18 protein-coding genes and 1 riboswitch are annotated in these 24,833 nt (G+C 71.3%); of the genes, 5 read left to right on the forward strand and 13 right to left on the reverse strand.

What is annotated here, in order from left to right:
- Nucleotides 1-455: 455 nt before the first annotated feature.
- On the reverse strand, nt 456-3,374 hold the full coding sequence (locus ACIF80_RS23990; protein WP_399808049.1) for a GNAT family N-acetyltransferase: 2,919 nt from the start codon (nt 3,372-3,374) through the stop codon (nt 456-458).
- A 199-nt stretch (nt 3,375-3,573) separates the two neighbouring features.
- On the opposite strand from ACIF80_RS23990, the gene ACIF80_RS23995 reads away from it, so the two are divergent.
- The gene (locus ACIF80_RS23995; protein ID WP_042172977.1) at nt 3,574-3,855 is read left to right on the forward strand and encodes an HPr family phosphocarrier protein; all 282 of its coding nucleotides are present in this window, start codon (nt 3,574-3,576) and stop codon (nt 3,853-3,855) included.
- A gap of 212 nt (nt 3,856-4,067) precedes the next feature.
- Here the strand turns inward: ACIF80_RS23995 and ACIF80_RS24000 are convergent, their stop codons facing one another.
- The 4 genes from ACIF80_RS24000 to ACIF80_RS24015 all read right to left on the reverse strand — a co-directional run bounded on the left by ACIF80_RS24000 (nt 4,068) and on the right by ACIF80_RS24015 (nt 9,031).
- Complete coding sequence (locus tag ACIF80_RS24000) at nt 4,068-4,790, reverse strand: GntR family transcriptional regulator (protein ID WP_399808053.1); 723 nt, start codon at nt 4,788-4,790, stop codon at nt 4,068-4,070.
- Between the two features lie 256 nt (nt 4,791-5,046).
- Complete coding sequence (locus ACIF80_RS24005; RefSeq protein ID WP_399808054.1) at nt 5,047-5,820, reverse strand: M23 family metallopeptidase; 774 nt, start codon at nt 5,818-5,820, stop codon at nt 5,047-5,049.
- Between the two features lie 12 nt (nt 5,821-5,832).
- A riboswitch (cyclic di-AMP (ydaO/yuaA leader) is annotated at nt 5,833-5,995 on the reverse strand.
- 256 nt (nt 5,996-6,251) lie between these two features.
- A complete protein-coding gene (locus ACIF80_RS24010) occupies nt 6,252-7,640 on the reverse strand; it encodes a M16 family metallopeptidase (RefSeq protein WP_399808057.1) in 1,389 nt (462 codons plus the stop codon).
- Nucleotides 7,637-9,031 (reverse strand): M16 family metallopeptidase, encoded by a 1,395-nt coding sequence (locus ACIF80_RS24015; protein ID WP_399808060.1) that lies wholly within the window; start codon nt 9,029-9,031, stop codon nt 7,637-7,639. Before ACIF80_RS24015 ends, ACIF80_RS24010 begins: the two co-directional genes overlap by 4 nt.
- A gap of 413 nt (nt 9,032-9,444) precedes the next feature.
- On the opposite strand from ACIF80_RS24015, the gene ACIF80_RS24020 reads away from it, so the two are divergent.
- On the forward strand, nt 9,445-11,901 hold the full coding sequence (locus ACIF80_RS24020) for a DNA topoisomerase (ATP-hydrolyzing) subunit A (RefSeq protein ID WP_399808062.1): 2,457 nt from the start codon (nt 9,445-9,447) through the stop codon (nt 11,899-11,901).
- 89 nt (nt 11,902-11,990) lie between these two features.
- Here the strand turns inward: ACIF80_RS24020 and ACIF80_RS24025 are convergent, their stop codons facing one another.
- Nucleotides 11,991-13,097 carry a CobW family GTP-binding protein gene (locus ACIF80_RS24025; protein ID WP_399808065.1) on the reverse strand — a complete coding sequence of 369 codons (1,107 nt, stop codon included), beginning with the start codon at nt 13,095-13,097 and terminating at the stop codon, nt 11,991-11,993.
- Between the two features lie 322 nt (nt 13,098-13,419).
- Here ACIF80_RS24025 and ACIF80_RS24030 point away from each other — a divergent pair, with 322 nt between their 5' ends.
- On the forward strand, nt 13,420-13,977 hold the full coding sequence (locus tag ACIF80_RS24030; RefSeq protein WP_399808068.1) for a DUF6082 family protein: 558 nt from the start codon (nt 13,420-13,422) through the stop codon (nt 13,975-13,977).
- A gap of 61 nt (nt 13,978-14,038) precedes the next feature.
- Here the strand turns inward: ACIF80_RS24030 and ACIF80_RS24035 are convergent, their stop codons facing one another.
- A complete protein-coding gene (locus ACIF80_RS24035) occupies nt 14,039-14,278 on the reverse strand; it encodes a hypothetical protein (RefSeq protein ID WP_399808070.1) in 240 nt (79 codons plus the stop codon).
- Nucleotides 14,279-14,554: 276 nt separating this feature from the next.
- Between ACIF80_RS24035 and ACIF80_RS24040 the strand changes: the two genes are divergently transcribed.
- Nucleotides 14,555-15,493 carry a sucrase ferredoxin gene (locus tag ACIF80_RS24040; RefSeq protein WP_399808071.1) on the forward strand — a complete coding sequence of 313 codons (939 nt, stop codon included), beginning with the start codon at nt 14,555-14,557 and terminating at the stop codon, nt 15,491-15,493.
- 103 nt (nt 15,494-15,596) lie between these two features.
- Here the strand turns inward: ACIF80_RS24040 and ACIF80_RS24045 are convergent, their stop codons facing one another.
- From ACIF80_RS24045 to ACIF80_RS24055, 3 genes are all read right to left on the reverse strand, one after another.
- Complete coding sequence (locus ACIF80_RS24045) at nt 15,597-17,189, reverse strand: cation acetate symporter (RefSeq protein ID WP_399808074.1); 1,593 nt, start codon at nt 17,187-17,189, stop codon at nt 15,597-15,599.
- Complete coding sequence (locus ACIF80_RS24050) at nt 17,186-17,815, reverse strand: DUF485 domain-containing protein (RefSeq protein WP_399808077.1); 630 nt, start codon at nt 17,813-17,815, stop codon at nt 17,186-17,188. Before ACIF80_RS24050 ends, ACIF80_RS24045 begins: the two co-directional genes overlap by 4 nt.
- 102 nt (nt 17,816-17,917) lie before the next feature.
- Nucleotides 17,918-20,041 carry a type IIA DNA topoisomerase subunit B gene (locus ACIF80_RS24055; protein WP_399808078.1) on the reverse strand — a complete coding sequence of 708 codons (2,124 nt, stop codon included), beginning with the start codon at nt 20,039-20,041 and terminating at the stop codon, nt 17,918-17,920.
- Nucleotides 20,042-20,485: 444 nt separating this feature from the next.
- Between ACIF80_RS24055 and ACIF80_RS24060 the strand changes: the two genes are divergently transcribed.
- Nucleotides 20,486-20,716 carry a hypothetical protein gene (locus tag ACIF80_RS24060; RefSeq protein WP_055571934.1) on the forward strand — a complete coding sequence of 77 codons (231 nt, stop codon included), beginning with the start codon at nt 20,486-20,488 and terminating at the stop codon, nt 20,714-20,716.
- 188 nt (nt 20,717-20,904) lie between these two features.
- Here the strand turns inward: ACIF80_RS24060 and ACIF80_RS24065 are convergent, their stop codons facing one another.
- From ACIF80_RS24065 to ACIF80_RS24075, 3 genes are all read right to left on the reverse strand, one after another.
- Nucleotides 20,905-21,780, reverse strand: a complete 876-nt coding sequence (locus ACIF80_RS24065; protein WP_399808082.1) for a S1 family peptidase — start codon at nt 21,778-21,780, stop codon at nt 20,905-20,907.
- Nucleotides 21,781-21,925: 145 nt separating this feature from the next.
- Entirely contained in the window at nt 21,926-23,440 is a 1,515-nt protein-coding gene (locus tag ACIF80_RS24070; RefSeq protein ID WP_399808085.1) for an RNA polymerase sigma factor, read from the reverse strand.
- A 430-nt stretch (nt 23,441-23,870) separates the two neighbouring features.
- Nucleotides 23,871-24,749 carry a FadR/GntR family transcriptional regulator gene (locus ACIF80_RS24075; RefSeq protein ID WP_399808088.1) on the reverse strand — a complete coding sequence of 293 codons (879 nt, stop codon included), beginning with the start codon at nt 24,747-24,749 and terminating at the stop codon, nt 23,871-23,873.
- Nucleotides 24,750-24,833 lie beyond the last annotated feature (84 nt).

The following is a 24,833-nucleotide window of genomic DNA, read 5'->3' on the forward strand; positions in this document are numbered from 1 at the left end:
CCGTCCGTCGGGGCACCGCCGCGCCGGAAACGGGGTCCGGCATGCGGCTTTGCCTGTGACGCGGCGAGCCGCACGGGCCGCAGACGCGCTCAGCCGATCGGTGGGGAACAGGACGGAAGGGGCGGCGGCAGGACCGGCGGGGACTCCGGCATCCCGTGACCGGTGCGGGCGATGTGCCGGGCGAGGGGGGAGCCGGTCCCGCCGGCGTCGAGGGCCCCGAGGTGCATGCCGTTCTCTCCGTTCATCGGGCGGGCCGGTTCAGGCGTACCCGTACAGCGGCCCTGAGGCCCGGAAGCCGTCCAGGACGGGAGGCCGTCTCGGCCGGCAGGCCCGACGTCCGGTCCCGTGCCCGCGGCAGGTGCCGCTGCCTTCCGGGAGCACGGGTAACCCGCTCGACACACCGTCAAACGCGCGGCGACCTGCCGAGTTGGAACGCCCGGGGGCTCACGCCGCTCTCAGTACGCCGGGAGGGTCCGGGGGCCGAGGTCGTCACGGGCCGGGGGCGGGGCCAGGCGTACGGAGGCACTGAGGACGCTCACCCCGTGGGTGGCGACGACGACCGGCTCCAGGCCGACCGCGACGACCTCGGGATGGTCGTCGACCAGCCGCGACACCCGCAGCAGCAGCTCTTCCAGAGCGGGGGTGTCGACGGGGGCCGAGCCGCGCCAGCCGAACAGGAGGGGTGCGGTCCGGATCGACCTGACCAGGGAGGCCGCCTCCCGGTCGGTGACCGGGATCAGCCGGTGCGCCATGTCCCCGAGCAGCTGCGACGGGGCACCGGCGAGCCCGAAGGAGAGCGCGGCTCCGGCGGCGGGATCGATCACCGCGCGGACGATGGTGTCGACACCGCGCGGTGCCATCCGCTGCACGACGGGGCGCAGTTCCTCGGGCGTGCCGAGCTGGTCCGTCAGTTCGTCGTAGGCCCGGCGCAGTTGCTCCTCGTCCGCCAGGTCCAGTCGTACGCCGCCCAGGTCGGCGCGGTGCCTGAGGTGCGGGGCGGTCACCTTGAGGGCCACGGGCCGGCCGAGGGTGCGGGCGGCCTCGACGGCGGCGTCGGCGGTGGGAGCGGGGAGGGCGCGGTGGACGTGGATGCCGTAGGCGCCGAGCAGCGCGCGGGCCTCCTCGGTGCCGAGGGTGAGGCTCTCCCCGCGCGTGAGCTGCGCGTCGATGAGGGCGGCGGCGCTCCGCTCGTCGATGTCCTCGTACGCGGGCACCTTGCCGGGGTCGGCGGCGTCCCGTCGCCACTGGGCGTAGGCGACGGAGTGGGCGAGGGCCCGGACCGCGCGTTCGGCGGCGGGGTAGGCGGGGATGAGGTGGGCGTCCTCGGGGAGGCTCACGGGGGCGGGCGGGGCGGGCAGGACGGCCGGGCCCTGCGGAGGGGTGTGCGTCGGTGCGGTGACCGGCGTCGTCGCGGCGGGAGGGCGCTCGCCGTCGGGCGGGGCGGGGTGCGTGGCCTGCGCTTCCGGGCGGGCCGGGGTGGCCGGGGCCGGCTGCGGGGCCGTGCTGGCCGCCGCCGACAGGGCCTCGGCCAGACCGCCGAGTTCCACGTGGACGACCAGGACCGGCTTGGACGGGGCCGCGGCGGCGGCCGAGCGCAGCGCCCCGGCGAGGGCCGCGTCGTCGGTGGGCGGTTCCCCCAGCGCCGGAATCGCGGTCACCACCACGGCGTCGCAGGTGTCGTCGGCCAGTGCCCGGGACAGCGCCGCGTGGAAGTCCGCCGCCGACGCCCCGGTGGTGAGGTCCAGCGGGGGGTGCGGGCGCAGCCCCTCGGCGAGGCAGGCGTCGTAGGTGAGCAGCCCCAGGGACTCGGAGTTGCCCAGGATCGCCACCCGGGGACCGGACGGCAGCGGCTGGCGGGCGAGCAGCAGGCCCGCGTCGACCAGTTCCGTGATGGTGTCCACCCGGATCACCCCGGCCTGCCGCAGCAGCGCGGAGACGGTGGCGTGGGGCAGGCGCGTCGCGCGCACGGCGTGCCCGCGGGGTCCGGAGCCGTGACGGGCGCCCTGGACGACGACCAGGGGCTTCACCGCCGCGGTGCGGCGGGCGAGGCGGGTGAACTTGCGGGGGTTGCCGATGGACTCCAGGTACATCAGGGCGACATCGGTGTCCGGGTCGTCGTACCAGTACTGCATGACGTCGTTGCCGGAGACGTCGGCCCGGTTGCCGGAGGACACGAAGGTGGACACGCCCGTGACACCGGTGACTCCCCCGCCGCGCCGGTGCAGCCGTGACAGCAGGGCGATGCCGATGGCTCCGGACTGGGCGAACAGGCCGATGCGGCCGGGACGCGGCATCTGCGGCGCGAGCGAGGCGTTCAGGCGTACGTCCGGGGAGGTGTTGATGACGCCGAACGCGTTCGGCCCGATGATCCGCATGCCGTACGAGCGGGCCTGGCGGACGAGGGCGCGCTGGCGCTCGCGGCCGTCGGGGCCCGCTTCGGCGTACCCGGCGGACACGACGACGATCCCCTGCACCCCGTGTTCGCCGCATTCGGCCACGGCCTCGGGGACGTCGTCGGCGGGCACCGCGACGACGGCGAGGTCGACCGGGCCGTCGATGTCCCGCACCGAGCGGTGGGCGGGCACCCCGGCGGCTCCGTCGAGTTCCTTCCGCTCCGGCGGGAGGGCCTTGTTCACGGCGTACAGGCGACCGGTGAATCCGGCGTCCCGGATGTTGTCGAGGAGGCTGCGGCCCACGCCGCCGGGCGTGCGGCCGGCGCCTATGACCACGACCGAGCCCGGGGCGAGCAGCCGCTGCACCGAGCGGGCCTCGGCGCGCTGCTCGCGCGCCTGCTGCACGGCCAGGGAACGGTCGGTGGGTTCGAGGCCGAACTCGAGGCGGACGACGCCGTCCTCGAAGCTGCGCTTCTGGGTGTACCCGGCGTCCGTGAACACCTTGATCATCTTGCTGTTGGCCGGCAGCACCTCGGCGGCGAACCGGCGGATGCCGCGCTCCCGGGCGACAGCGGCGATGTGCTCGAGCAGGGCGGAGGCGATGCCCCGGCCCTGGTGGGCGTCCTGCACGAGGAAGGCGACCTCGGCCTCGTCGGCCGGTGCCGACGCGGGCGTCCCGTCGGGGCCGATCCGGTCGTAGCGTACGGTGGCGATGAACTCGCCGCCCACGGTGGCCGCGAGCCCCACCCGGTCCACGAAGTCGTGGTGCGTGAAGCGGTGCACGTCCTTGGCGGACAGGCGGGGGTAGGGCGCGAAGAAGCGGTAGTACTTCGACTCGTCCGACACCTGCTCGTAGAAGCTGACCAGACGCTCGGCGTCGTCGACGGTGATGGGGCGTACGCGCGCGGTGCCGCCGTCGCGCAGCACCACGTCGGCCTCCCAGTGGGCGGGATACTCATGCCGGTCCGAGGAGGTCTGCATGGCCCCCAGAGTACGGCTCGCGGACAGCGACGGCGCGAGGCAGTCTGTGGGGGCACGGACCGACCGAGGCCGCGGTCCGGCACCGCCGGGGAGCGTGAGCGGGTGCCGCTGCGAGTGCCGCTTCCGGTGCCGCTCCCCGGCGTGCTTCACGATGTGGGAAACTGGTCTAGACAACCTGAACTCCGAAGGGCAGCAACACATGGCTGAGCGCCGCGTCAACGTCGGCTGGGCCGAGGGCCTCCACGCCCGCCCCGCCTCCATCTTCGTCCGATCCGCCACGGCCACCGGCGTCCCGGTGACGATCGCCAAGGCCGGCGGCAACCCCGTCAACGCGGCTTCCATGCTGGCCGTCCTGGGCCTGGGCGCCCAGGGCGGCGAGGAGATCGTCCTCGCCTCCGACGCCGAGGGTGCCGACGCCGCCCTGGACCGGCTGGCGAAGCTGGTCTCCGAGGGCCTCGAGGAACTTCCCGAGACCGTCTGAATTGTGCGCCTAAACCGGTGCCGCTCTCGCGGATCTGGTTGCGCGCCGTCCGGGTCACTCAATTCATGGTTGCAGCGCTCTGTGATTCACAGGCACCGGACCACACCACCGAAAGGCCTGCCAGAACCGTCGGGCGGGCCTTTCTCTTTCCCTTTTTGCGCGCAGCAGGAAATGCCTCGGAATCGCGCTCCCTTTTGTATACGGCACCCGTGTTAAGAGCGCGGACCCGATGTGTTTACGGGATGTTGCGCGTTCCTCACACCCTCCGCGCGGGCCGCCCGGTCCGCACGCTCGGCCCCGGCTGCCCCGGCGGTGAAGCGCAGACGGTGGGCGGCGGCGGCGCGCCCGGTGTGCAGCGCCATGACCGTACGCGCGCGCTCGCCGTCCCCGCGCGCCACGGCGTCCACGACCGCGCCGTGCTCCGCCCAGCACTCCACCGGGTCCCTCGTCCCCCGCACCTCGTACATCCAGCCGATCTTGTGCCGGAGCCGGATCAGCGTCGACGTCAGCGCCGGACTGCCGGACGCCTGGGCGAGCGTCTCGTGGAACCAGCCGCCCAGGGAGCGCAGGTCGTCGCTGTGGCCCTGGCGGGCCCGCTCCTGGCCCAGCCGGACCAGGCCGCGCAGCACCTTCAGGTGGGCCTCGGTGCGGCGCTGCGCGGCACGGGAGGCTCCGAGCGGCTCCAGCAGCAGCCGCATCTCCAGCAGGTCGGCGGCCTCACGCTCGGTGGGTTCCGCGACGCACGCGCCCGCGTGCCGCCGGGTCACCACGAAGCCCTCGGCCTCCAGGGTGCGCAGGGCCTCCCGGACGGGGACGCGCGAGACGCCGTAGCGGCGGGCGAGGAGTTCCTCGGTGAGCCGGCCGCCACGCTCGTAGACACCCGAGACGATGTCGTCCCGGATCGCCGTGCACACCGAGTGCGCCGGAATACGCATGACCGACCTCCGAATTAATCCCCGCATAACGTCAACGGGTGACGCCCGTTCCGTGACTCTATTGCAACGCGCGGGAATTTCCGACGGTGAGCCGGGAATCATGTCTGTTTTTTGGACAACGGGCCGCCCGCCGGAAACACCGAAAGCCCCGGCCCGGAGAGCGGGCCGGGGCCATTCCGCGGAAAGCGGACACCCGCGGTGTCAGGGGATCACGCGGCCGTCGAGGTGTGCACGGAGGCCGGGGGTGCGTGCCCGGTCAGAGGTTCGCGCCGTGCGCGCGGAGGTACGCGACGGGGTCGAGGTCGGAGCCGTACTCGGCGGTGGTGCGGGCCTCGAAGTGCAGATGCGCGCCGGTGACGTTGCCGGTGGCCCCGGAGACGCCGATCTGCTGCCCCGGGGTGACCTGCTGGCCCACCGAGACACCGACGGACGACAGGTGGCCGTACTGGGTGTACGTGCCGTCGTGCATCTTGATCACGACCTGGTTGCCGTAGGCGCCGCCCCAGCCGGCCTCGACGACGGTGCCCATGCCGACCGAGAGCACGGGGGTGCCGCTCGCGGCGTGGAAGTCGACACCCGTGTGAGTGCCGGAGGACCAGACGGCGCCGCCGGACAGGTAACCGGTCGAGACGTAGGAGCCCGCGATCGGGGACACGAAGGTGTTGAGACGCTTGCGCTCGGCCTCCCGCGCGGCGCGCTCCTCGGCTTCGCGGGCCCTCTCGGCCTCTTCGGCCGCCTTCTCCCGCGCGGCTTCCTCGGCGGCCTCGCGGGCGGCGGCCTGGGCCGCCTCGCGTGCGGCCTCGTGCTGGGCGGCCGCCTGCGCGTCGACCTGGGCGGCGGCCTCGTCGCCCAGGGTGATCACGGGGGTGAGGCCGGTCTGTTCCGCGGCGGGTTCGGCGGCGAGCGCCGGAGCCGCGAAGGAGCCGATGACACCGGTGGTGGTGAGGGCCGCGACGCCCGCCGCCTTGGCGGTGCCGCGGTGCACGCGGCCGGGGCGACGGTGCTTCCCGGTGGCGCGGGTGAACGCCATGTACAGGGTGGTCCTTTCCTTCCCTCTCGCCTACCGGGTTAGCTGACGGGTTCGGAGCAGGAAGGTCTCCTACGGGCCCCCTCGCGACACGCGCGGGCGTCCGATTCACCCCAGGGACGGTTGGGTCCCCGGCTCCCCTGGCTCGCGCCGTACGGGGACTCGGCGATGACTGTCCGGTGCCGCGGCTGCGGCGCACTGCCCGACGAACAGACCGCATGACGCTAAGCGGAGCCCGTTTCAATTCCCAAACGGATCCCGACTTCTGTAGCGCATCCCACAGGGCAGACAGGCATCTCCCACCCCAATTCGGGCATGAGCGGGCCCTGGTGGCTTGCATGCCACCAGGGCCACGCGCGCATGCGCTCCGCCGGGTGCCCACGGGATCCCCGCGGACTGCCCCCTCAGCGGCGTCCCGGCCGCCGACGGGGCCTCTACTCGGCGGCCACGACGGTGACTTCGCCGATGCCGAGCGCCTCGACGGGCTCCTTGATCTTCGCCGCGTCGCCGACCAGGACGGTCACGAGGCGGTCCACCGGGAAGGCGTTCACCACTGCCGCGGTCGCCTCCACGGTGCCCGTGGCGGCGAGCCGCCGGTACAGCTCGGCCTGGTAGTCGTCGGGCAGGTGCTGCTCCACCTGGTCGGCCAGGGTGCCGGCGACGGCCGCGGCGGTCTCGTACTTGAGCGGCGCCACCCCCACCAGGTTCTGCACGGCGACGTCGCGTTCGGCGTCGGTGAGGCCCTCCGCGGCGAGGGTGCGCAGCACCGTCCACAGGTCCTGCAGGGCGGGGCCGGTGTTCGGGGTGTCGACGGAGCCGCTGATGGCGAGCAGCGACGCGCCGGTGCCGTCCGGGGCGGACCTCAGGACCTGGCCGAACGACCGTACGCCGTAGGTGTACCCCTTCTCCTCGCGCAGGACGCGGTCCAGCCGGGAGGTGAGGGTGCCGCCGAGGCAGTAGGTGCCGAGCACCTGCGCGGCCCACACACGGTCGTGCCGGTCCGCTCCGACGCGGCCGATGAGCAGCTGCGTCTGTACGGCACCGGGGCGGTCCACGATCACGACCCGGCCGGTGTCGTCGGCGACGACCGGCGGAACGGGCCGCGGCTGGGCGGCCGATCCGGTCCAGGCGCCGAGGGTGTCGCCGAGCAGCTCGTCCAGGTCGGTGCCGGTGAGGTCGCCGACGACCACCGTGGTGGCGGTCGCGGGGCGGACGTGCTTCTCGTGGAAGGCCCGTACGGCCGCCGAGTCGATGGCTGCGACCGTCTCCTCGGTGCCCTGGCGCGGGCGGGACATGCGCGACGTCGCCGGGAACAGCTCCTTGGAGAGTTCCTTGGCGGCGCGACGGGAGGGGTTGGCCAGCTCGTGCGGGATCTCGTCGAGTCGGTTGCGGACGAGGCGCTCGATCTCGCTGTCGGCGAAGGCGGGCGCCCTGAGGGCGTCGGCGAGCAGCCCGAGCCCCTTGGCGAGCCGTGAGGCCGGCACCTCGAGGCTCAGGCGGATGCCGGGGTGGTCGGCGTAGGCGTCCAGGGTGGCGCCACAGCGCTCCAGTTCGGCGGCGAACTCCTCGGCGGAGTGCTTGTCGGTGCCCTCGGAGAACGCCCGCGCGGTGATCGTGGCGACACCGTCGAGCCCAACCGGCTCGGCCTCCAGGGGCGCGTCGAGCAGCACCTCGACGGCGACGATCTGCTGGCCGGGGCGGTGGCAGCGCAGCACCGTCAAACCGTTGTCGAGGGTGGTGCGCTCGGGGGCCGGGAAGGCCCAGGGCCGGGCCTCGCCCGCCTGCGGCTGGGGGTGGAAGTCCATCGTGGCGAGCTCGGTCACTTCGCCGTCTCCTCGTTCTCGTCGGTGCCGGCGGCCGCGGCCTCTTCGGTGCCGGCGGCTGCGGCTTCTTCGGACTCCCCGGCTCCGGCGGCGACCGGCTCGTAGACGAGCACCGCGCGGTTGTCGGGACGCAGGCGGGCCCCGGCGACCTCCCGGACGTCCTCGGCGGTCACGTCGAGGATGCGTCCGACGGCGGTGAGGGCGAGCTGCGGGTCGCCGAACAGGACGGCGTACCGGCACAGCTCGTCGGCCCGGCCGGCGACGGTGCTGAGCCGGTCCAGCCACTCGCGCTCCAGCTGCGCCTGGGCGCGCTCCATCTCCTCGGCCGTGGGGCCCTCCTCGGCGAACCGGGCGAGCTCCTCGTCGATCGCGGCCTCGATGACGGGTACCTTCACGTCATTGGACGTCTTCACGTCCAGCCAGCCCAGGGAGGGCGCCCCGGACAGCCGCAGCAGGCCGAATCCGGCCGCCACGGCCGTACGGTCCCGTCGCACCAGCCGGTTGTAGAGCCGCGAGGACTCACCGCCGCCGAGGATGGTGAGCGCCAGGTCCGCCGCGTCGCTCGCGCGCGTGCCGTCCTCGGGCAGCCGGTAGGCGGCCATCAGCGCCCGCGCGGGGACCTCCTCCTCGACGAGCTCACGCAGCTCCTCGCCGATGATCTCGGGCAGCGAGCCGTCGCGGGGCTCGGGCTTGCCGTCGTGGGACGGGATGGAGCCGAAGTACTTCTCGATCCAGGCGAGCGTCTGCTCCGGGTCGATGTCACCGACGACGGAGAGCACGGCGTTGTTCGGCGCGTAGTACGTGCGGAAGAAGGCGCGGGCGTCCTCCAGGGTGGCCGCGTCCAGGTCCGCCATCGAGCCGATGGGCGTGTGGTGGTAAGGGTGGCCCTCCGGGTAGGAGAGGGCGGTCAGCTTCTCGAAAGCCGTGCCGTAGGGGACGTTGTCGTAGCGCTGGCGGCGCTCGTTCTTGACGACGTCCCGCTGGTTCTCCATGGACTCCTCGTCCAGGGCGGCCAGCAGGGAGCCCATGCGGTCGGCCTCGAGCCAGAGGGCGAGTTCCAGCTGGTGGGTCGGCATGGTCTCGAAGTAGTTGGTCCGCTCGAAGCTGGTGGTGCCGTTGAGCGAGCCTCCGGCTCCCTGGACCAGTTCGAAGTGGCCGTTGCCCTTCACCTGGCCGGACCCCTGGAACATGAGGTGCTCGAAAAGGTGAGCCAGGCCGGTGCGTCCCTTGACTTCGTGACGCGAACCGACGTCGTACCAGAGGCACACCGCCGCGACGGGGGTCAGGTGGTCCTCGGAGAGCACCACGCGCAGGCCGTTGGACAGCCGGTGCTCGGTCGCTGTCAGGCCGCCGGGGCCTGCCTGGGCGGTGGCCGTGTGACCCATGGGCATGTATGTCCCTTCGATCGCGGAGGCGGTCGTCGCATCCGCCGTTTGTGCCGGTCCTGCCACTGTATGCAAGCGTGCGGAGCACTGGTGAAGTTCCCGGACGGGACCGGGTACGCCGAGAGCGAGAACCACGGGTACGGGTGGGACGGTGCGATACGCATGGGGTTCGTGGGGCGTACGGGACCGCGCCGGGCGCGGGATCACGGGGCGTACGAGGTGCGCGCCCGGTGCCGGCGCCCCGGCCGGGCCGGTGCCCCGCCCGCGGCGCCGGCGGGAGGTGCGCGTACTCTGCCGGCACCCCGCCCCGGTCCCCGACGGAGGACGGCGGCGGGGGTCATGGTCCCGGTTGTCGGTGCGGCGGTCCACAATGGTCCGCGTCAGATACCGTCCCACGCTTCAGCAAGGAGCCGGCAGCGATGGCCCGCCGCAGCACGAAGACCCCGCCGCCCGACGACTCGTACGAGGAGCGGATCCTCGACATCGACGTCGTCGACGAGATGCAGGGCTCCTTCCTCGAGTACGCGTACTCGGTCATCTACTCCCGCGCCCTGCCGGACGCGCGTGACGGCATGAAGCCGGTGCACCGGCGCATCGTCTACCAGATGAACGAGATGGGCCTGCGTCCCGACCGCGGCTACGTGAAGTGCGCGCGCGTGGTCGGCGAGGTCATGGGCAAGCTGCACCCCCATGGCGACGCGTCGATCTACGACGCCCTGGTGCGCATGGCGCAGCCCTTCTCGATGCGGGTCCCCCTGGTCGACGGCCACGGCAACTTCGGCTCCCTGGGCAACGACGACCCGCCGGCGGCCATGCGGTACACCGAGAGCCGGATGACCGAGGCCACGAGCCTGATGACCGAGTCCATCGACGAGGACACGGTCGACTTCGCGCCCAACTACGACGGCCAGGAGCAGGAGCCGACGACCCTGCCCGCCGCGTTCCCGAACCTCCTGGTGAACGGTGCGTCGGGCATCGCGGTCGGCATGGCCACCAACATGCCGCCGCACAACCTCCGCGAGGTGATCGCGGCCGCCCGCCACCTGATCCGGTATCCGAACGCGGACCTCGACGCCCTGATGCGCCATGTGCCGGGCCCCGACCTGCCCACCGGCGGCAGGATCGTCGGCCTCCCGGGCATCCGGGACGCGTACGAGAAGGGCCGCGGGACCTTCAAGATCCGCGCGACGGTCACCGTGGAGGAGGTGACCGCCCGCCGCAAGGGCCTGGTCATCACCGAGCTGCCGTTCTCGGTGGGCCCGGAGAAGGTGATCGCCAAGATCAAGGACCTGGTCGGTTCGAAGAAGCTCCTGGGCATCGCCGACGTCAAGGACCTCACCGACCGCGCCCACGGGCTGCGTCTGGTCGTCGAGATCAAGAACGGCTTCGTGCCGGAGGCGGTCCTGGAGCAGCTGTACAGGCTGACCCCCATGGAGGAGTCCTTCGGCATCAACAACGTGGCCCTGGTGGACGGCCAGCCGCTCACCCTGGGCCTCAAGGAGCTGCTGGAGGTCTATCTCGACCACCGCTTCAACGTGGTCCGCCGCCGCTCGGAGTTCCGCCGCAGCAAGCGGCGCGACCGTCTGCACCTGGTCGAGGGCCTGCTCACGGCGCTGCTGGACATCGACGAGGTCATCCGCCTGATCCGCTCCAGCGACAACTCCGCGCAGGCGAAGCAGCGTCTGATGGAGCAGTTCTCGCTGAGCGAGATCCAGACCCAGTACATCCTGGACACCCCCCTGCGCCGCCTCACCAGGTTCGACCGCATCGAACTGGAGGCGGAGCAGGAGCGGTTGAACGAGGAGATCGAGGAGCTGACCCGCATCCTGGAGTCGGACGCGGAGCTGCGCAAGCTGGTCTCGTCCGAACTGGCCGCGGTGGCCAAGAAGTTCGGTAACGACCGCCGTACGGTCCTGCTGGACGGGTCCGCCACGCCGGTCACCGCCGTGCCGCTTCAGGTGGCGGACGACCCGTGCCGGGTGCTGCTGTCCGACACGGGCCTGCTCGCCCGTACGGCGGACGCGAAGCCGTTCCCCAAGGGCGCGCACGCCAAGCGGGTCAAGCACGACATGATCCTCTCGGCGGTGCCGGCCACCGCCCGGGGCGAGGTGGGTGTGGTCACCTCGACGGGGCGTCTGCTGCGGGTGAACGTCGTCGACCTCCCGCAGCTGCCGGAGTCGATGCCGACCCCGAACCTCTCGGGCGGGGCGCCGGTTTCGGAGTTCGTCTCCCTGGAGGACGGTGAGCGGGTGATCTGCCTGACGACGCTCGACGAGTCGTCGCCGGGTCTCGCGCTCGGCACGGAACAGGGCGTCGTCAAGCGGGTGGTGCCCGACTACCCCTCCAACAAGGAGGAGCTGGAGGTCATCACCCTCAAGGAGGGCGACCGGATCGTCGGCGCCGTCGAGCTGCGTACGGGTGAGGAGGACCTGATCTTCGTCACCGACGACGCGCAACTGCTGCGCTACCAGGCCTCACAGGTCCGTCCGCAGGGGCGTCCCGCCGGCGGCATGGCGGGCATCAAGCTCGCCGAGGGCGCGAAGGTCATCACCTTCACGGCGATCGATCCGGGGGCGGACGCGGTGGTGTTCACGGTCGCCGGCTCGCGCGGCACGCTGGACGACTCCGTCCAGACGACGGCCAAGCTGACCCCGTTCGACCAGTTCCCGCGCAAGGGCCGGGCCACCGGCGGGGTGCGCTGCCAGCGGTTCCTCAAGGGCGAGGACTGCCTGTCCCTGGCCTGGGCCGGCCCCACCCCGGCCCGCGCCTCCCAGAAGAACGGGACGCCGGTCGACCTGCCGGAGCCCGACCCGCGCCGCGACGGCTCGGGAGTGTCGCTGCCGAAGACGGTGGCGGTGGTGGCGGGGCCGGTCTAGGGCTCTCGCCGGATCATGCCGGGCTCGCGGGGTCCGATGCCGGATCAGGCCTGATCCGGTCCGGTCCGGCCTGATCCAAACGAAAGACCTCAAGCCTGCGGGGCCTGCGGGGCCTCATAACCCTGCGGGTCCTCCCGGCTCTGCGGTTCCTCGGGCTCCGGTACGTATCGCAGCACGCCCCACATGCCCTGTTCGTCGGCGTGCGGGGCGTCGGGGGCTTCGCTGCCGCAGGCCTCCTCCAGCTCCTTGCGGAGGGCGGCGCTGTCGATGCCGGTCCCGATGAGCACCAGCTGCGTGAGCCGTTCCGCGCCGGCCGGCCAGGGCTCCGGGTAGAACCGCAGGAACCGCCCGACGGCATGCACGGCGTACCGGTTCCCGGTGTCGTAGGGCCCGAAGTCGATGTATCCCTTGATCCGGTAGAGCCCCTCCGGGCGGCTGTCGAGGAACCGGATCAGCCGCCGCGGGTCGAGCGGTACGGCGGAGGTGAAGGACAGGCTGTCGTACCGGGCGTGCAGATGGCCGGCGTGCTCGTCGGCGTCGGGTCCGTGCCGGTGCAGGTCGTCGAAGGAGAGCTGTCCGACGCGCTCCTCGGCCGGCCTGCGGTCGAAGAGGAGCTCCGGATCGACACGGCCGTGCGTGGCGGGGACGACGGCGGCGCGGTCGACGAGCGACCGCACGACACCCAGCAGGCCCTCCGCGTCCGCCGCCCGGTCGAGCTTGTTCACCACGACCAGATCGGCGAGGCCGAGGTGCCGGTCGATCCCGGGATGTCTGGCCCGGGTCTCCTCGAACTCGGCGGCGTCCACGACCTCGACGAGTCCGCCGTACACGATCCGGGGGTGTTCGCTGGCGAGCACCATCCGCACGAGCTCCTGCGGCTCGGCGAGGCCGCTGGCCTCGATGACGATGACGTCGATCCCGGCGGACGGCCGTGCCAGCCGTTCGAGATACACGTCGAGCTCGCTGCCGTCGACGGCACAGCACAGGCATCCGTTGCCGAGCGAGACGGTCGAGTCGCCGAGCGCTCCGGCCACGGCCATGGCGTCGATCTCGATGGCACCGAAGTCGTTGACGACGGCCCCGATACGGCTGCCGCCGCTGCGGTGGAGAAGGTGGTTGAGCAGGGTGGTCTTCCCGGACCCGAGAAACCCGGCCAGGACGACGACCGGAATCTGCCGACCGCTGCTCCGCTCCACCGCGCGACCCCTCTCACACCTACGCGTACCCCGGCTCGCGCTTCGGCGTACGTCCGGGAATCAACTGACTCCCCAGGATACGAGCGGTGAGAACTGTGGCGAAGTGAACGATTGTTAGCAGCATTCGCGGGGCAGACGTTGGACAAGGCGCCGGATTGTGCGACCCTCGCTTCCCTCCGTGCGCCGCCTCTCCGCCTTCCCGCCGATCAGAGCCGCTCGGCACCCTGGAAGGCGGCAAGCGCCGCCCACCGCTCGCCGGTCCCCTGCAGTCGACCCGAACCCCGACGGCCGGCGGACGGCTGCCTGATCGGGGGTAAGTGACATGGCCACACGGAAAATTCGCAAGCGCGGGCTTGATGCCGCCGCGGTGGCGGGGCTGGGGATGGCCGCGGGCATCCTCGCCACCGCGGCGGCCCGACGCCACACGCTGGAGTCGCTGCGCACCCGCCTGGAACGCCTGGAACAGCAGTCGCACACCCAGCGGCACGCGAATCTGGCGAGCCAGCAGCGCCAGCACTGGGAACTGCTGAGCAAGGCGATGGACGACCCCGAACTCACCGAAGTCCTGGACATCTTCGAGATTCCGGTCACCGCGCAGAAGCGTCGCCAGTACCTCTTCGCCAACGTTCTGTACACGAACCTGCTCTGCTACTACCGCATCGGCAACCTCGACCGGGACGAGTTCTTCAAACACGCCCGGGGCATGTTCCAGAACCCGATCGTCAGAGAGTACTGGTACGCGACCCGGCATCAGCGCGCGAGCCTGACGGGAACCGAGGAGGCGGAACTCGGCCTGCTGATCGACGACCTGCTGCTGCAGCTCGACGAGGCCGACACCGACGAGTGGTGGGTGGTCGGCGAACCGCCCCTCGGCCCGTGAGCCACAGCACCGCCCCACAGCGGCACCGCCGCAAGGAGCAGGTCCGTCCGGCCGACGCGACTCAGGCGTCCGGGATGTCCGCCTTCGCCTTGATCAGGGTCTCCCGGGAAATCACGACGATGCGTTCGTAGTCGGCCCGAGCCGCGTCCTCGGGCAGTTGGGCATCGAGCGAATCAGTCGCGTCCGTGCCGATGACCGCGAAGTTCCCGTCCACCAACTCGAAGATGTCGGGACAGGTCCCGCCCCCCGTACTGCCTCGATGACGTGGAGCAACACCAAGGCGGCGGATGATCTGACTCACTGATGAATTTCCTTTGTCCTCAAGGCACAAGCGGGCCCGCGCCCGCTGCTACGCGACGGCATCCTCGCAGGCCCGAGCCCCGGCCGGGGGACGGCTCGCCACGACGCGACCGCCTCACACCTCAATAGGCGCAACGCTTGCGCGCATTCATATCACTCACCGGAGCGCGAGTGATCGGAGAATCGATGATCAGAAACACTTGGGGTGGTTCGCAGCGGATTGCACCAAGGCGGCGTCGCTCGGCGCTCAGGAGCAACTCAGGTTAGGCTCACCTCTGTGAGTACGTGCTCAACCGCCTCCCGCGAGCTCGACGAGCCCGTCGCGGGAACAGCGGCCACCGCGAGGACCTGGCTCCTGCTGGAACAGTCCGGTCCCTGGGGCCCCAAGGCGCTCACGTCGAGCCACCTCGACCCGGCGCTGGGCCGGGCCCTGGAAGCCGCCGCGTCGGGCACCGGGGTGCGCATCGCCCTGATCAGGCGCCCCGGACGTCACGCGGACCGCCGGACGCCCGCCGCGCGCCAGGTGTACGTGGCCCACACCGCGCCCGGCAGCGCGTGGCTGCACGCCGCCACGACCACGGACCCGGAGCGCCTGCTCGGCCTCGACTTCGCGGCCCTCGGCAGGGGACACAGCGGCACCTTCGCCACGGCGCTCGGCGGGCGGCCGTACGAGGGCGGCCCGCTCGCCCTCGTCTGCACCAACGGCAAGCGCGACCGCTGCTGCGCGCTCCTCGGCCGGCCCCTGGCGGCCGAGCTCGCCGCCTCCGGCGTCGAGGGCGTCTGGGAGGTCACCCACCTGGGCGGACACCGCTTCTCGCCCACGGTGCTCGTACTGCCCCACGGCTACGCGTACGGCAGGGCCGAGGCGCATACCGTCAAGGAGGCACTGCGCGGCGCGCAGGAGGGCCGGATCGCTGTGGAGGGGTGCCGCGGGAGCTCCGCCTGGGAGCGCCCCGGCCAGGCGGCCGAACTGGCCGTGCGTACCGCGGTGGACGAGTACGCCGCCGGGGCGCTGACCGTCGTACGGACGGACGGCGCGGCCCCGTGCTGGGAGGTGCTCGTCGCGCACACCGACGGGCGCCGCTGGCGCGTGGAGGTGGCCCAGGGGTCGTCCCTGCCGCCCCGCGCGGAAAGCTGCGGGTCGGCGCTGGGCTCGCCCGCGCGGATGGACGTGGTAGCGATCCGCGAGGTGACCATGGCGGCGCTCGCGAGCTGACCGGAACCCGTTATGTGGGGACGGCCGGCCCGCGCCTGAGCGTCGTCGCACGGCCCGCCCCACCCTGACCCGGCGCCGCACAGCCCTCGTCACCCAGCCCGCGTCACACGGCTCCCGCGCCCGTCAGCGACCGCACCTCCGCTTCCGCGTGCTTGGCCTCGTCGGGAATCTCGGCCGAGGTGACCGTGCCGAGCCAGCCGGCGAGGAAGCCGAGCGGGATGGAGACCAGGCCGGGGTTCTGGAGCGGGAAGAGGTGGAAGTCGACGCCGGGGAACAGGGATTCCGGGCTGCCGGAGACCACCGGGGACAGCAGGACCAGCACCATGGCCGGGATCAGCCCGCCGTAGACGGCCCACACGGCGCCCCTGGTGGTGAATCCGCGCCAGAACAGGGAGTAGAGCAGCACGGGCAGGTTGGCGGAGGCGGCCACGGCGAAGGCCAGCCCGACGAGGAAGGCGACATTGAGATCACGGGCCAGCAGGCCGAGCCCGATCGCCAGCACGCCGATGCCGAGCGCGGCCACCCGGGCCACGGCCACCTCGCTGCGCGGCTTTCCACCGCGGCGCCGCAGGGACGCGTACAGGTCGTGGGCGACGGACGCCGACGAGGCGAGCGTGATCCCGGCGACGACGGCGAGGATCGTGGCGAAGGCGACCGCGGCGACGATCGCGAACAGCACCGTTCCGCCGGTGGAGCCGGCGCCGCCGCCCAGGTCGAGCGCCAGCAGCGGAACCGCCGTGTTCCCGGCCGCGTTGGACCCGCGCACGGCATCCGGTCCGACGACGGCGGCGGCACCGAACCCGAGCACGATCGTCATCAGGTAGAACCCACCGATCAGCCCGATCGACCAGACGACCGAGCGCCGGGCCGCCCGCGCGGTCGGGACGGTGTAGAAGCGGGACAGGATGTGCGGCAGCCCGGCCGTGCCCAGCACCAGCGCGAGCCCCAGGCTCATGAAGTCGAACCGGGACGTCCAGTCCCCGCCGTAGGCGAGCCCGGGGGCCAGGAACGCCTCCCCGTGACCGCTGCGCTCGGCCGCCGTGAGCAGCAGCCGGTTGAAGTCGCCGTGGAACCGCAGCAGGACGAGGACGGTCAGCACGATGGTGCCGCCGAGCAGCAGGACCGCCTTGACGATCTGGATCCAGGTGGTGGCCCGCATCCCTCCCATCGACACGTAGATCACCATGAGTGCCCCGACGCCGACGACGGTCCAGGCCTGCGCCGCCTCGCTCCGGCCGCCGAGCAGCAGCGCGACCAGGCTGCCCGCGCCCACCATCTGCGCCACCAGGTACAGCACGGACACGGTGACCGACGACGTTCCCGCGGCGATGCGGACGGGTCGTTCCCGCATCCGGGCCGCCACCACGTCGGCGAGGGTGAACCGGCCGCAGTTGCGCACCAGTTCCGCGACCAGGAGCAGCACCACGAGCCAGGCCACCAGGAAGCCCACCGAGTACAGCATCCCGTCGTAGCCGAAGAGGGCGATCAGTCCGGAGATGCCGAGGAAGGAGGCGGCGGACATGTAGTCGCCCGCGATGGCAAAACCATTCTCCATCGGTGAGAAGAGCCGGCCGCCGGCGTAGAACTCCTCGGCCGAGCCCTGCCGTCGGCGGCTCACCCAGGTGGTGATCCCCAGGGTGACCGCGACGAACGCGCTGAACAGCAGCAGTGCCAGCGCCTGGTGATCGCCCGTCACGAGTCACCGTCCCGGCCGCGCGCCAACTCCTGTGTGTCCCAGCGCAGTTCCAGCGCCGCCCGGTCCCTGCGCAGTCGTGCGTGCCGTGCGTAGGCCCAGGTGAGCAGGAACGTGGTCAGGAACTGGCCGAGTCCGGCGAGCATCCCCACGTTCACGGCGCCGGCCACCGGCCGCGCCATCAGGTCCGGCGCGGTGGTGGCGGTCACGACGTACGCCACGTACCAGGCGCAGAAGGCGACGACCGCCGGGACCACGAACCTCCGGTAGCGGCTGCGCACTTCCTGGAACGCGGCGCTGCGCTGGACCTGGAGGTACACGTCCGCCACCGCCCCGGCGCCTTCCCGCCCGCGCGCGGCCGGTACGACCGCCGGCGGCGCCGGCGTCCGAACCGCGGTGGACGCTCCGGTGGCACTGCCGGTGCCCTCGCCCCAGCCCGAGGCGAGGGCGTCGTACCAGGGGTCCTCATAGCTCACGACACCGGACGGCCCGCCGGGGAACGGGAGACGGCCGCCGCCGGACTGTCCGGGCGAGCCTCCCCCGGGAGGTGCGGAGCGTCTTTCGGCCTGTCCGGCGGGACCCTCGGGACCGCCTCCGCCCGGGTGGGGGCGGTCATCGCTTTGCTGCATGCCCAAGGATGGGCAGAACGGGATGATCCCCGGCTCTTCTTCCCGTTCTGCTTCACCCCATCAGGTGACCGCGGGGACCGCTGCGCGTCGATCGCACGGCGGTCACGCGTCGATGCGCGACCGGTCCAGGGTCGCCGCCGAGTTGGAGATGAACTCCTTGCGCGGAGCGACGTCGTTGCCCATGAGCAGATCGAAGACCTGCTCGGCGGCCTCCAGGTCGGTGAGGTTGATCCGGCGCAGGGTGCGGTGGCGCGGGTCCATGGTGGTCTCGGCCAGCTGGTCGGCGTCCATCTCGCCGAGGCCCTTGTAGCGCTGGATCGAGTCCTTGTAGCGGATGTTCTTGGTCTGGAACTCCATCAGCCTGTCGCGCAGCTCACGGTCCGAGTACGTGTACACGTACTTGTCCTGACCCTTCTTGGGCTGGACGAGCTCGATACGGTGCAGCGGCGGCACCGCGGCGAACACCCGGCCGGACTCGACCATGGGCCGCATGTAGCGGTGGAACAGTGTCAGGAGCAGGGTGCGGATGTGGGAGCCGTCCACATCGGCGTCGGTCATCATGATGATCTTGCCGTAGCGAGCCGTGTCGATGTCGAACGTCCGTCCGGACCCGGCCCCTATGACCTGGATGATCGCCCCGCACTCCGCGTTCTTCAGCATGTCCGTCACGGACGACTTCTGAACGTTGAGGATCTTGCCCCGGATCGGCAGCAGTGCCTGGAACTCGGAGTTCCGCGCGAGCTTCGCCGTGCCGAGGGCGGAGTCTCCCTCGACGATGAACAGCTCGCTGCGCTCGACGTCGTCGCTGCGGCAGTCGGCCAGCTTGGCGGGCAGCGAGGAGGACTCCAGGGCCGTCTTGCGGCGCTGGGCGTCCTTGTGCTGCCGGGCGGCGATGCGGGTCCGGGCCGCGGCGACCGCCTTCTCCAGGACGACACGGGCCTGCTGGGCGGCGTCACGCTTGGTGGAGGTCAGGAAGGCCTTGAGCTCCCGGGAGATCACGGTGTTCACGATGCGGCGGGCCGCCGAGGTGCCGAGAACCTCCTTGGTCTGTCCCTCGAACTGCGGCTCGGCCAGGCGGACGGTGACGACCGCCGTGAGGCCCTCCAGGGCATCGTCCTTGACGACGTCGTCCTCGGCCACGCGCAGCATCTTCTTCGTGCGCAGCACCTCGTTCACCGTCTTGGCGACGGCCTGCTCGAAGCCGGCGACGTGGGTGCCCCCCTTGGGGGTGGCGATGATGTTGACGAAGGACCGGAGCGTCGTGTCGTACCCGGTCCCCCAGCGCATCGCGACGTCGACGCCGAGCTCGCGGGTCACCTCGGTGGGGGTCATCTGCCCGTACTCGTCCAGGACCGGGACCGTCTCCTTGAAGATGCCCTGCCCCGTGAAGCGGAGGGTGTCGCAGACGGCCCTGTCGGTGGCCAGGAACTCGCAGAACTCGCTGATGCCGCCGTCGAAGCGGAAGGACTCCTCGCCCTTGCTGCCCCCGTCGCCGAGCCCGAGCTCGTCGCGGACGACGATGGTCAGGCCGGGCACCAGGAACGCGGTCTGGCGGGCGCGCTGGTGCAGGGTCTCCAGGGCCAGCTTGGCGTCCTTGAGGAAGATCTGGCGGTCGGCCCAGTAGCGCACACGCGTGCCGCTGCGGGTCTTCGGGATCTTCTTGGTCCTGCGCAGCCCGCTCCCGGCCTCGAACTTCGCGTCCGGGCCCAGGGCGGCGAAGGCACCGGGGACACCGCGGCGGAAGCTGATCGCGTGGGTGTGCCCGCTGCGGTCCACCTCGACGTCCAGCCGCGCGGAGAGCGCGTTGACGACGGACGCGCCGACGCCGTGCAGTCCGCCGGAGGCGGCGTACGAACCGCCGCCGAACTTGCCGCCGGCGTGCAGCTTGGTCATGACGACCTCGACACCGGAGAGGCCGGTCTTGGGCTCCACGTCGACCGGGATGCCGCGGCCGTTGTCCCGGACCTCCACCGAGCCGTCGTCGTGGAGGATCACATCGATGCGGTCGCAGTGGCCTCCGAGGGCCTCGTCCACCGAGTTGTCGATGATCTCCCAGAGGCAGTGCATCAGACCGCGGCTGTCGGTTGACCCGATGTACATTCCGGGGCGCTTCCGCACGGCCTCGAGCCCCTCGAGGACGAGCAGGTGCCGCGCGGTGTAGTTGGAACCGTCCCGGTCTGCTCCTGCCAGCAGCGCTGTGGACGGCACGGACGTCTCGGCGGTCACGCGGTTCGCTCCTCGCTGAATTTCAGATGGGGCCCTCATAGGTAAGGGCGCGTCGCTTGTCACCGGTGAGAGGGTACCGAGGCCTGGTAGAGCCGTTGTCACGCCACCCTCGTCTGAAACCTAGACTAGTCGAGAGTCGTATACCTGTTCGATCCCTCGACGGAGTGAAGCACACATCACGTTCCCTTCCAGGCATGAACCATTTAGGCTCCGGGCACGTCCTCAACAACAACCGGCAACCCAGCCGGGAGGGCCGACCACCACCGATCCGACGCGAATCCGTACGACGACACAGACACGCGATACGGCACATTCGCCGCCAACCGGCAACATCCGGCCACCTCGGAAAGATTTTTTCGAGAAGCAGCCACGAGCGGGAACGTTTTGGGCCTGGTTGGATGTTGACCCTGGTACGACAGCTCGTCGAGCTAGAGAAGAGGCGACGTGACTACTGTTCTGACCCCCGCGAGCCCCCTGACGGCCGCCGATCGCTGCGACCGCTGCGGCGCCCAGGCATACCTGCGCGTCGTCCTGCTGAGCGGCGGAGAACTGCTCTTCTGCGCCCACCACGGCCGCAAGTTCGAGCCGGAACTCAAGAAGATCGCCGCTGAGATACAGGACGAGAGCGAGCGGCTGACCTCCCCGTCGGCCCCTGCCGTCGAGGAAGAGCGCTGATCACGCAGACGCGCTGACATCTCGCGTACGACGACGAGCCAGACCGGCACAGGCCGGCAGGAGGGGCGGCTGCCTCCGATGCGGAGACAGCCGCCCTTTTCTCGTGCGCTCTCACTCCTGGGCCTTCTCGGCCCCGGGGCCCTGCCGGGAGAGCCCCGGGAGGCCTGCTCAGGGCTCGCCAGGCGTCCTCAGGCGCCGTCGGGCGCCCCTCCGGCCTGTCGGGCCGAAGCCCCGTCCAGCGTCCGCACGACCTCGGACACACGCGTGTAGACCCCGGGACTGTCCGCCCAGCCGCATCCGCTGCCCCAGGACACCAGGCCGATCAGCCGTCCCTCGGCCACCAGCGGTCCGCCGCTGTCCCCCTGGCAGGCGTCCGGCCCGCCGGCCTGCTCACCGGCGCACAGCATGGTCCCGGCCCGGTAGGTGCCCTCGCTGCCGCCCGGGTAGGCCTCCTCGCACAGGGTGTCGCGCAGCACGCGCACCCGCGCCGCATGCAGACTGCCGGCGTAGGTTCCTGAGCCCGTGGTGTCCCCCCAGCCGTAGACGGTCGCGGGGGTATCGGACCGGTATCCGGGATCGCCCGCGCCGGCCATGCCGATCACCGAGCCGGAGGGCAGCGGTGCGGCCAGGGTGAGCACGGCGAAGTCTCCGGAGTTGCTGAGCGGGTCGTAGTCCGGATTCACCCAGGTCTCGCGCACCTCTGTCTCCTCCCCCTGCTCCGACAGCAGATCCGTACGGCCGGAGATCACTCTGAGGTCGGGCACCCGCTCCGGCGGCGCTCCCAGAACCTCCTCGTTCATGCAGTGGGCGGCGGTGAGCACCGTGGTCCGGCCGACGGCCACACCCCCGCAGAACTGTCCCGCCCGGGTACCCCCGAACCGGTCACGGCTGGACAGCGCCACGGTCCACGGGCTCTGGGCCACATCGACCGGGAACCCGCCGACGACGATGCGGTCCGTGACCGCCGGAGCCGCCGGAGCGGCCGTTGCCAGCGGTATCGCGGTCGCGGCGGCGGCGGCGAGGACCAGTGGCCGGGCCAGGACCCGGGCTAGGCGACGACGCATGCGCTCTCCTCACACTGGGGCGTTGATGAGACACCCAGAGTGATCCACCCCGTCACGCTCCGCACCCGCGGAACAGCACCGAGGCCCGGCCCCGTGAAAGGGCCGGGCCTCGGTGCTGTTCCGCGGGACCGCTGTGAGCGCTGTCCTAGTCGAGGTAGTCGCGCAGGACCTGGGAGCGCGACGGGTGACGCAGCTTCGACATGGTCTTGGACTCGATCTGGCGGATGCGCTCGCGCGTGACGCCGTACACCTTGCCGATCTCGTCGAGGGTCTTCGGCTGACCGTCGGTGAGACCGAAACGCATGGAGACGACGCCCGCCTCGCGCTCGGACAAGGTGTCCAGGACGGAGTGCAGCTGCTCCTGCAGAAGCGTGAAGCTGACCGCGTCGGCCGGGACGACGGCCTCGGAGTCCTCGATGAGGTCACCGAACTCGCTGTCGCCGTCCTCGCCCAGCGGGGTGTGCAGGGAGATGGGCTCACGACCGTACTTCTGGACCTCGATGACCTTTTCCGGGGTCATGTCGAGTTCCTTGGCCAGCTCCTCCGGGGTGGGCTCGCGGCCCAGATCCTGGAGCATCTGGCGCTGCACGCGCGCGAGCTTGTTGATGACCTCGACCATGTGCACCGGGATGCGGATGGTGCGGGCCTGGTCGGCCATCGCGCGGGTGATCGCCTGACGGATCCACCAGGTGGCGTAGGTGGAGAACTTGTAGCCCTTGGTGTAGTCGAACTTCTCCACCGCGCGGATCAGGCCGAGGTTGCCCTCCTGGATGAGGTCCAGGAACAGCATGCCGCGTCCGGTGTAGCGCTTGGCCAGGGAGACCACCAGACGGAGGTTGGCCTCCAGGAGGTGGTTCTTGGCGCGGCGGCCGTCCTCGGCGATGATCTCCAGCTCGCGCTTGAGCTTCGGCGCCAGCTTGTCGGAGTTGGCCAGCTTGTCCTCGGCGAACAGACCGGCTTCGATCCGCTTGGCGAGTTCGACCTCCTGCTCGGCGTTGAGCAGGGGCACCTTGCCGATCTGCTTGAGGTAGTCCTTGACCGGGTCGGCAGTGGCACCGGCGGCGGCGACCTGCTGGGCGGGCGCGTCGTCCTCGTCCTCGTCGGAGAGGACGAAACCGGCGGCCTCCGTGCCCTCCGGCTCGTCCGTCGCCTTGGTCTCCTCGACGGTCTCTTCGTCGGTCGCCTCGGCGTCGTCCTTCTTGGCCGCGGTCTTCTTGGCGGCCGTCTTCTTCACCGCCGTCTTCTTGGCGGCCGCCTTCTTCGCGGTGGTCTTCTTGGCAGCCGCCTTCTTGGCGGGTGCCTCCTCCTCGGCGGCGTCGGGTGCGGCCGGTGTGGCGGCGGTCTTCCGGGTGGTCGTCGCCTTCGCCGCGACCGTCCTGGTCGCGGTGCGCTTGGCGGGACTCTTCGCGGCGACGCTCTTTCGTGTGCGCTTGGGCTCCGCGGCACTGACCATCAGCGTCACACCCTCTTCCTCGAGGATCTGGTTGAGGCTGCGCAGTACATTCTTCCACTGAGTGGCCGGAATCTGGTCAGCTTCGAAGGCCCGACGCACGTCATCGCCGGCGATCTGCCCCTCAGCCTTTCCCTGCTCGATGAGCGCCATGACAGAGACGGATTCGGCGATCTCCGGCGGGAGCGTACGGGATGTGCTGGCCGACACGAACAACCTCTCGGGACGTTGAGAAAACGGCTTCCGGCCCCGTCCACGACGGACAGGAGCCGACCGCCGGCTTGGGGATGGGCCGACGATGCGGGCGGGGGCCGGGGAGTTGCACAGCGCCGTGAACGGCGTCCGTATTTCCTCCGCGACTGTCACCTCTTAGGTCATCGCGTTCTTTCCAGGAGCGTTACGCCCAATCCGCGTGGCCCGAGTCACACCCCGTAAGTGTCCATAATCGATCAGATCGTGACAAAGACGGCCACTCGGGGGTGACAGTGGCACCATGCCGGACCTTACGGCCCCTTCATCACTGTAGGACCCCGCGGGATCGAAGGTGATCCCGCGGGGTCCTACAGCGGGCGGCTCACCGGTCCGAGGGTGCCACAGGAGGGGGATGGCAGGCCGGGCCGTCCGCGGAACGCGGTCAGCGCTAGCGCGGTCCGGGCACCACTCGCTCGACCTCGGGGTGGACCATCAGCAACTGACGCATGGCCGCCTCGGCCGCCGCGCCGTCGCCGCCGGCGAGCGCGTCGACGATCCGGCCGTGGTGCCCGAGCGACGCTTCGTTCGGCCGCTCACAGCCCGTGAGCGGCCCCCCCGAGACCTGCAGCGCGGCGGACACGATCCCGGAAAGGTGCTCCAGCATGCGGTTGCCGGCGACCTGGATCAGCAGCGAATGGAACTCGGAGTCGGCTCGGGCGAAGGTCAGCGCGTCACCCTGTCCCATGGCGTGACCCATGATCTCCACCATGTCGGACAGGCGCTGCTGGACCTCCTCGCGCCCGTGCCCGGCGGCGAGCCGGGCGGCCAGCGGCTCGATCGTCCAGCGCAGCTCGCTGAGCTCACGGCGCTGGTCGTCGCGCTGCGGCCCGAAGGCCCTCCACTCGATGATGTCCTGGTCGAGCAGATTCCAGTCGCTGACCGGGCGCACGCGCGTGCCGACGTTGGGGCGGGCGCTGACCAGGCCCTTGGCCTCCAGGACACGGAGCGACTCACGGACGACGGTGCGGGAGACCTCGAAGCGCTGGCCGATCTCCTCGGGAACCAGGGGCCGGTCGGCACCCAGATCGCCCGAAACGATCATCTGGCCCAGCTGCTGGACGAGTTGGCCGTGCAACCCGCGGCCGCGGTTGCTCGCGCTGCGGCGGCTCCCACGGCCCAGCTCGGGATCGGCGTCCCAGGCAGGGGGCCCGACACGGCCGCCGGCGGGCGCGTCGGCATAGGGGTAGCGGTCGAGTTCGCCCGGACCCGCGAGGCCGGATTCCGCGGAGCGGGCGGTGGTCATCATGGTGTGCGCAAGGGTACTCACGCATCTTTTGTCGGCGTGGCTCCCAACTCCCTTGAGGAGTTTGGTGAAAAGCACACGAAAGGGTGATCGCTCACCCCGTCGCAA

Source organism: Streptomyces sp. NPDC085927 (assembly GCF_044540975.1).
Lineage (GTDB): Bacteria > Actinomycetota > Actinomycetes > Streptomycetales > Streptomycetaceae > Streptomyces > Streptomyces hirsutus.

Bases quoted from the DNA above. Each gene is read 5' to 3' on its own strand.
- ACIF80_RS24030 (WP_399808068.1), top strand. From the start codon at position 13,420: ATGGCCACACGGAAAATTCGCAAGCGCGGGCTTGATGCCGCCGCGGTG.
- ACIF80_RS24015 (WP_399808060.1), bottom strand. From the start codon at position 9,031: ATGCCCATGGGTCACACGGCCACCGCCCAGGCAGGCCCCGGCGGCCTG.
- ACIF80_RS23990 (WP_399808049.1), bottom strand. From the start codon at position 3,374: ATGCAGACCTCCTCGGACCGGCATGAGTATCCCGCCCACTGGGAGGCC.
- ACIF80_RS24020 (WP_399808062.1), top strand. From the start codon at position 9,445: ATGGCCCGCCGCAGCACGAAGACCCCGCCGCCCGACGACTCGTACGAG.
- ACIF80_RS24005 (WP_399808054.1), bottom strand. From the start codon at position 5,820: ATGGCGTTCACCCGCGCCACCGGGAAGCACCGTCGCCCCGGCCGCGTG.
- ACIF80_RS24050 (WP_399808077.1), bottom strand. From the start codon at position 17,815: ATGCAGCAAAGCGATGACCGCCCCCACCCGGGCGGAGGCGGTCCCGAG.
- ACIF80_RS24065 (WP_399808082.1), bottom strand. From the start codon at position 21,780: ATGCGTCGTCGCCTAGCCCGGGTCCTGGCCCGGCCACTGGTCCTCGCC.
- ACIF80_RS24000 (WP_399808053.1), bottom strand. From the start codon at position 4,790: ATGCGTATTCCGGCGCACTCGGTGTGCACGGCGATCCGGGACGACATC.
- ACIF80_RS23995 (WP_042172977.1), top strand. From the start codon at position 3,574: ATGGCTGAGCGCCGCGTCAACGTCGGCTGGGCCGAGGGCCTCCACGCC.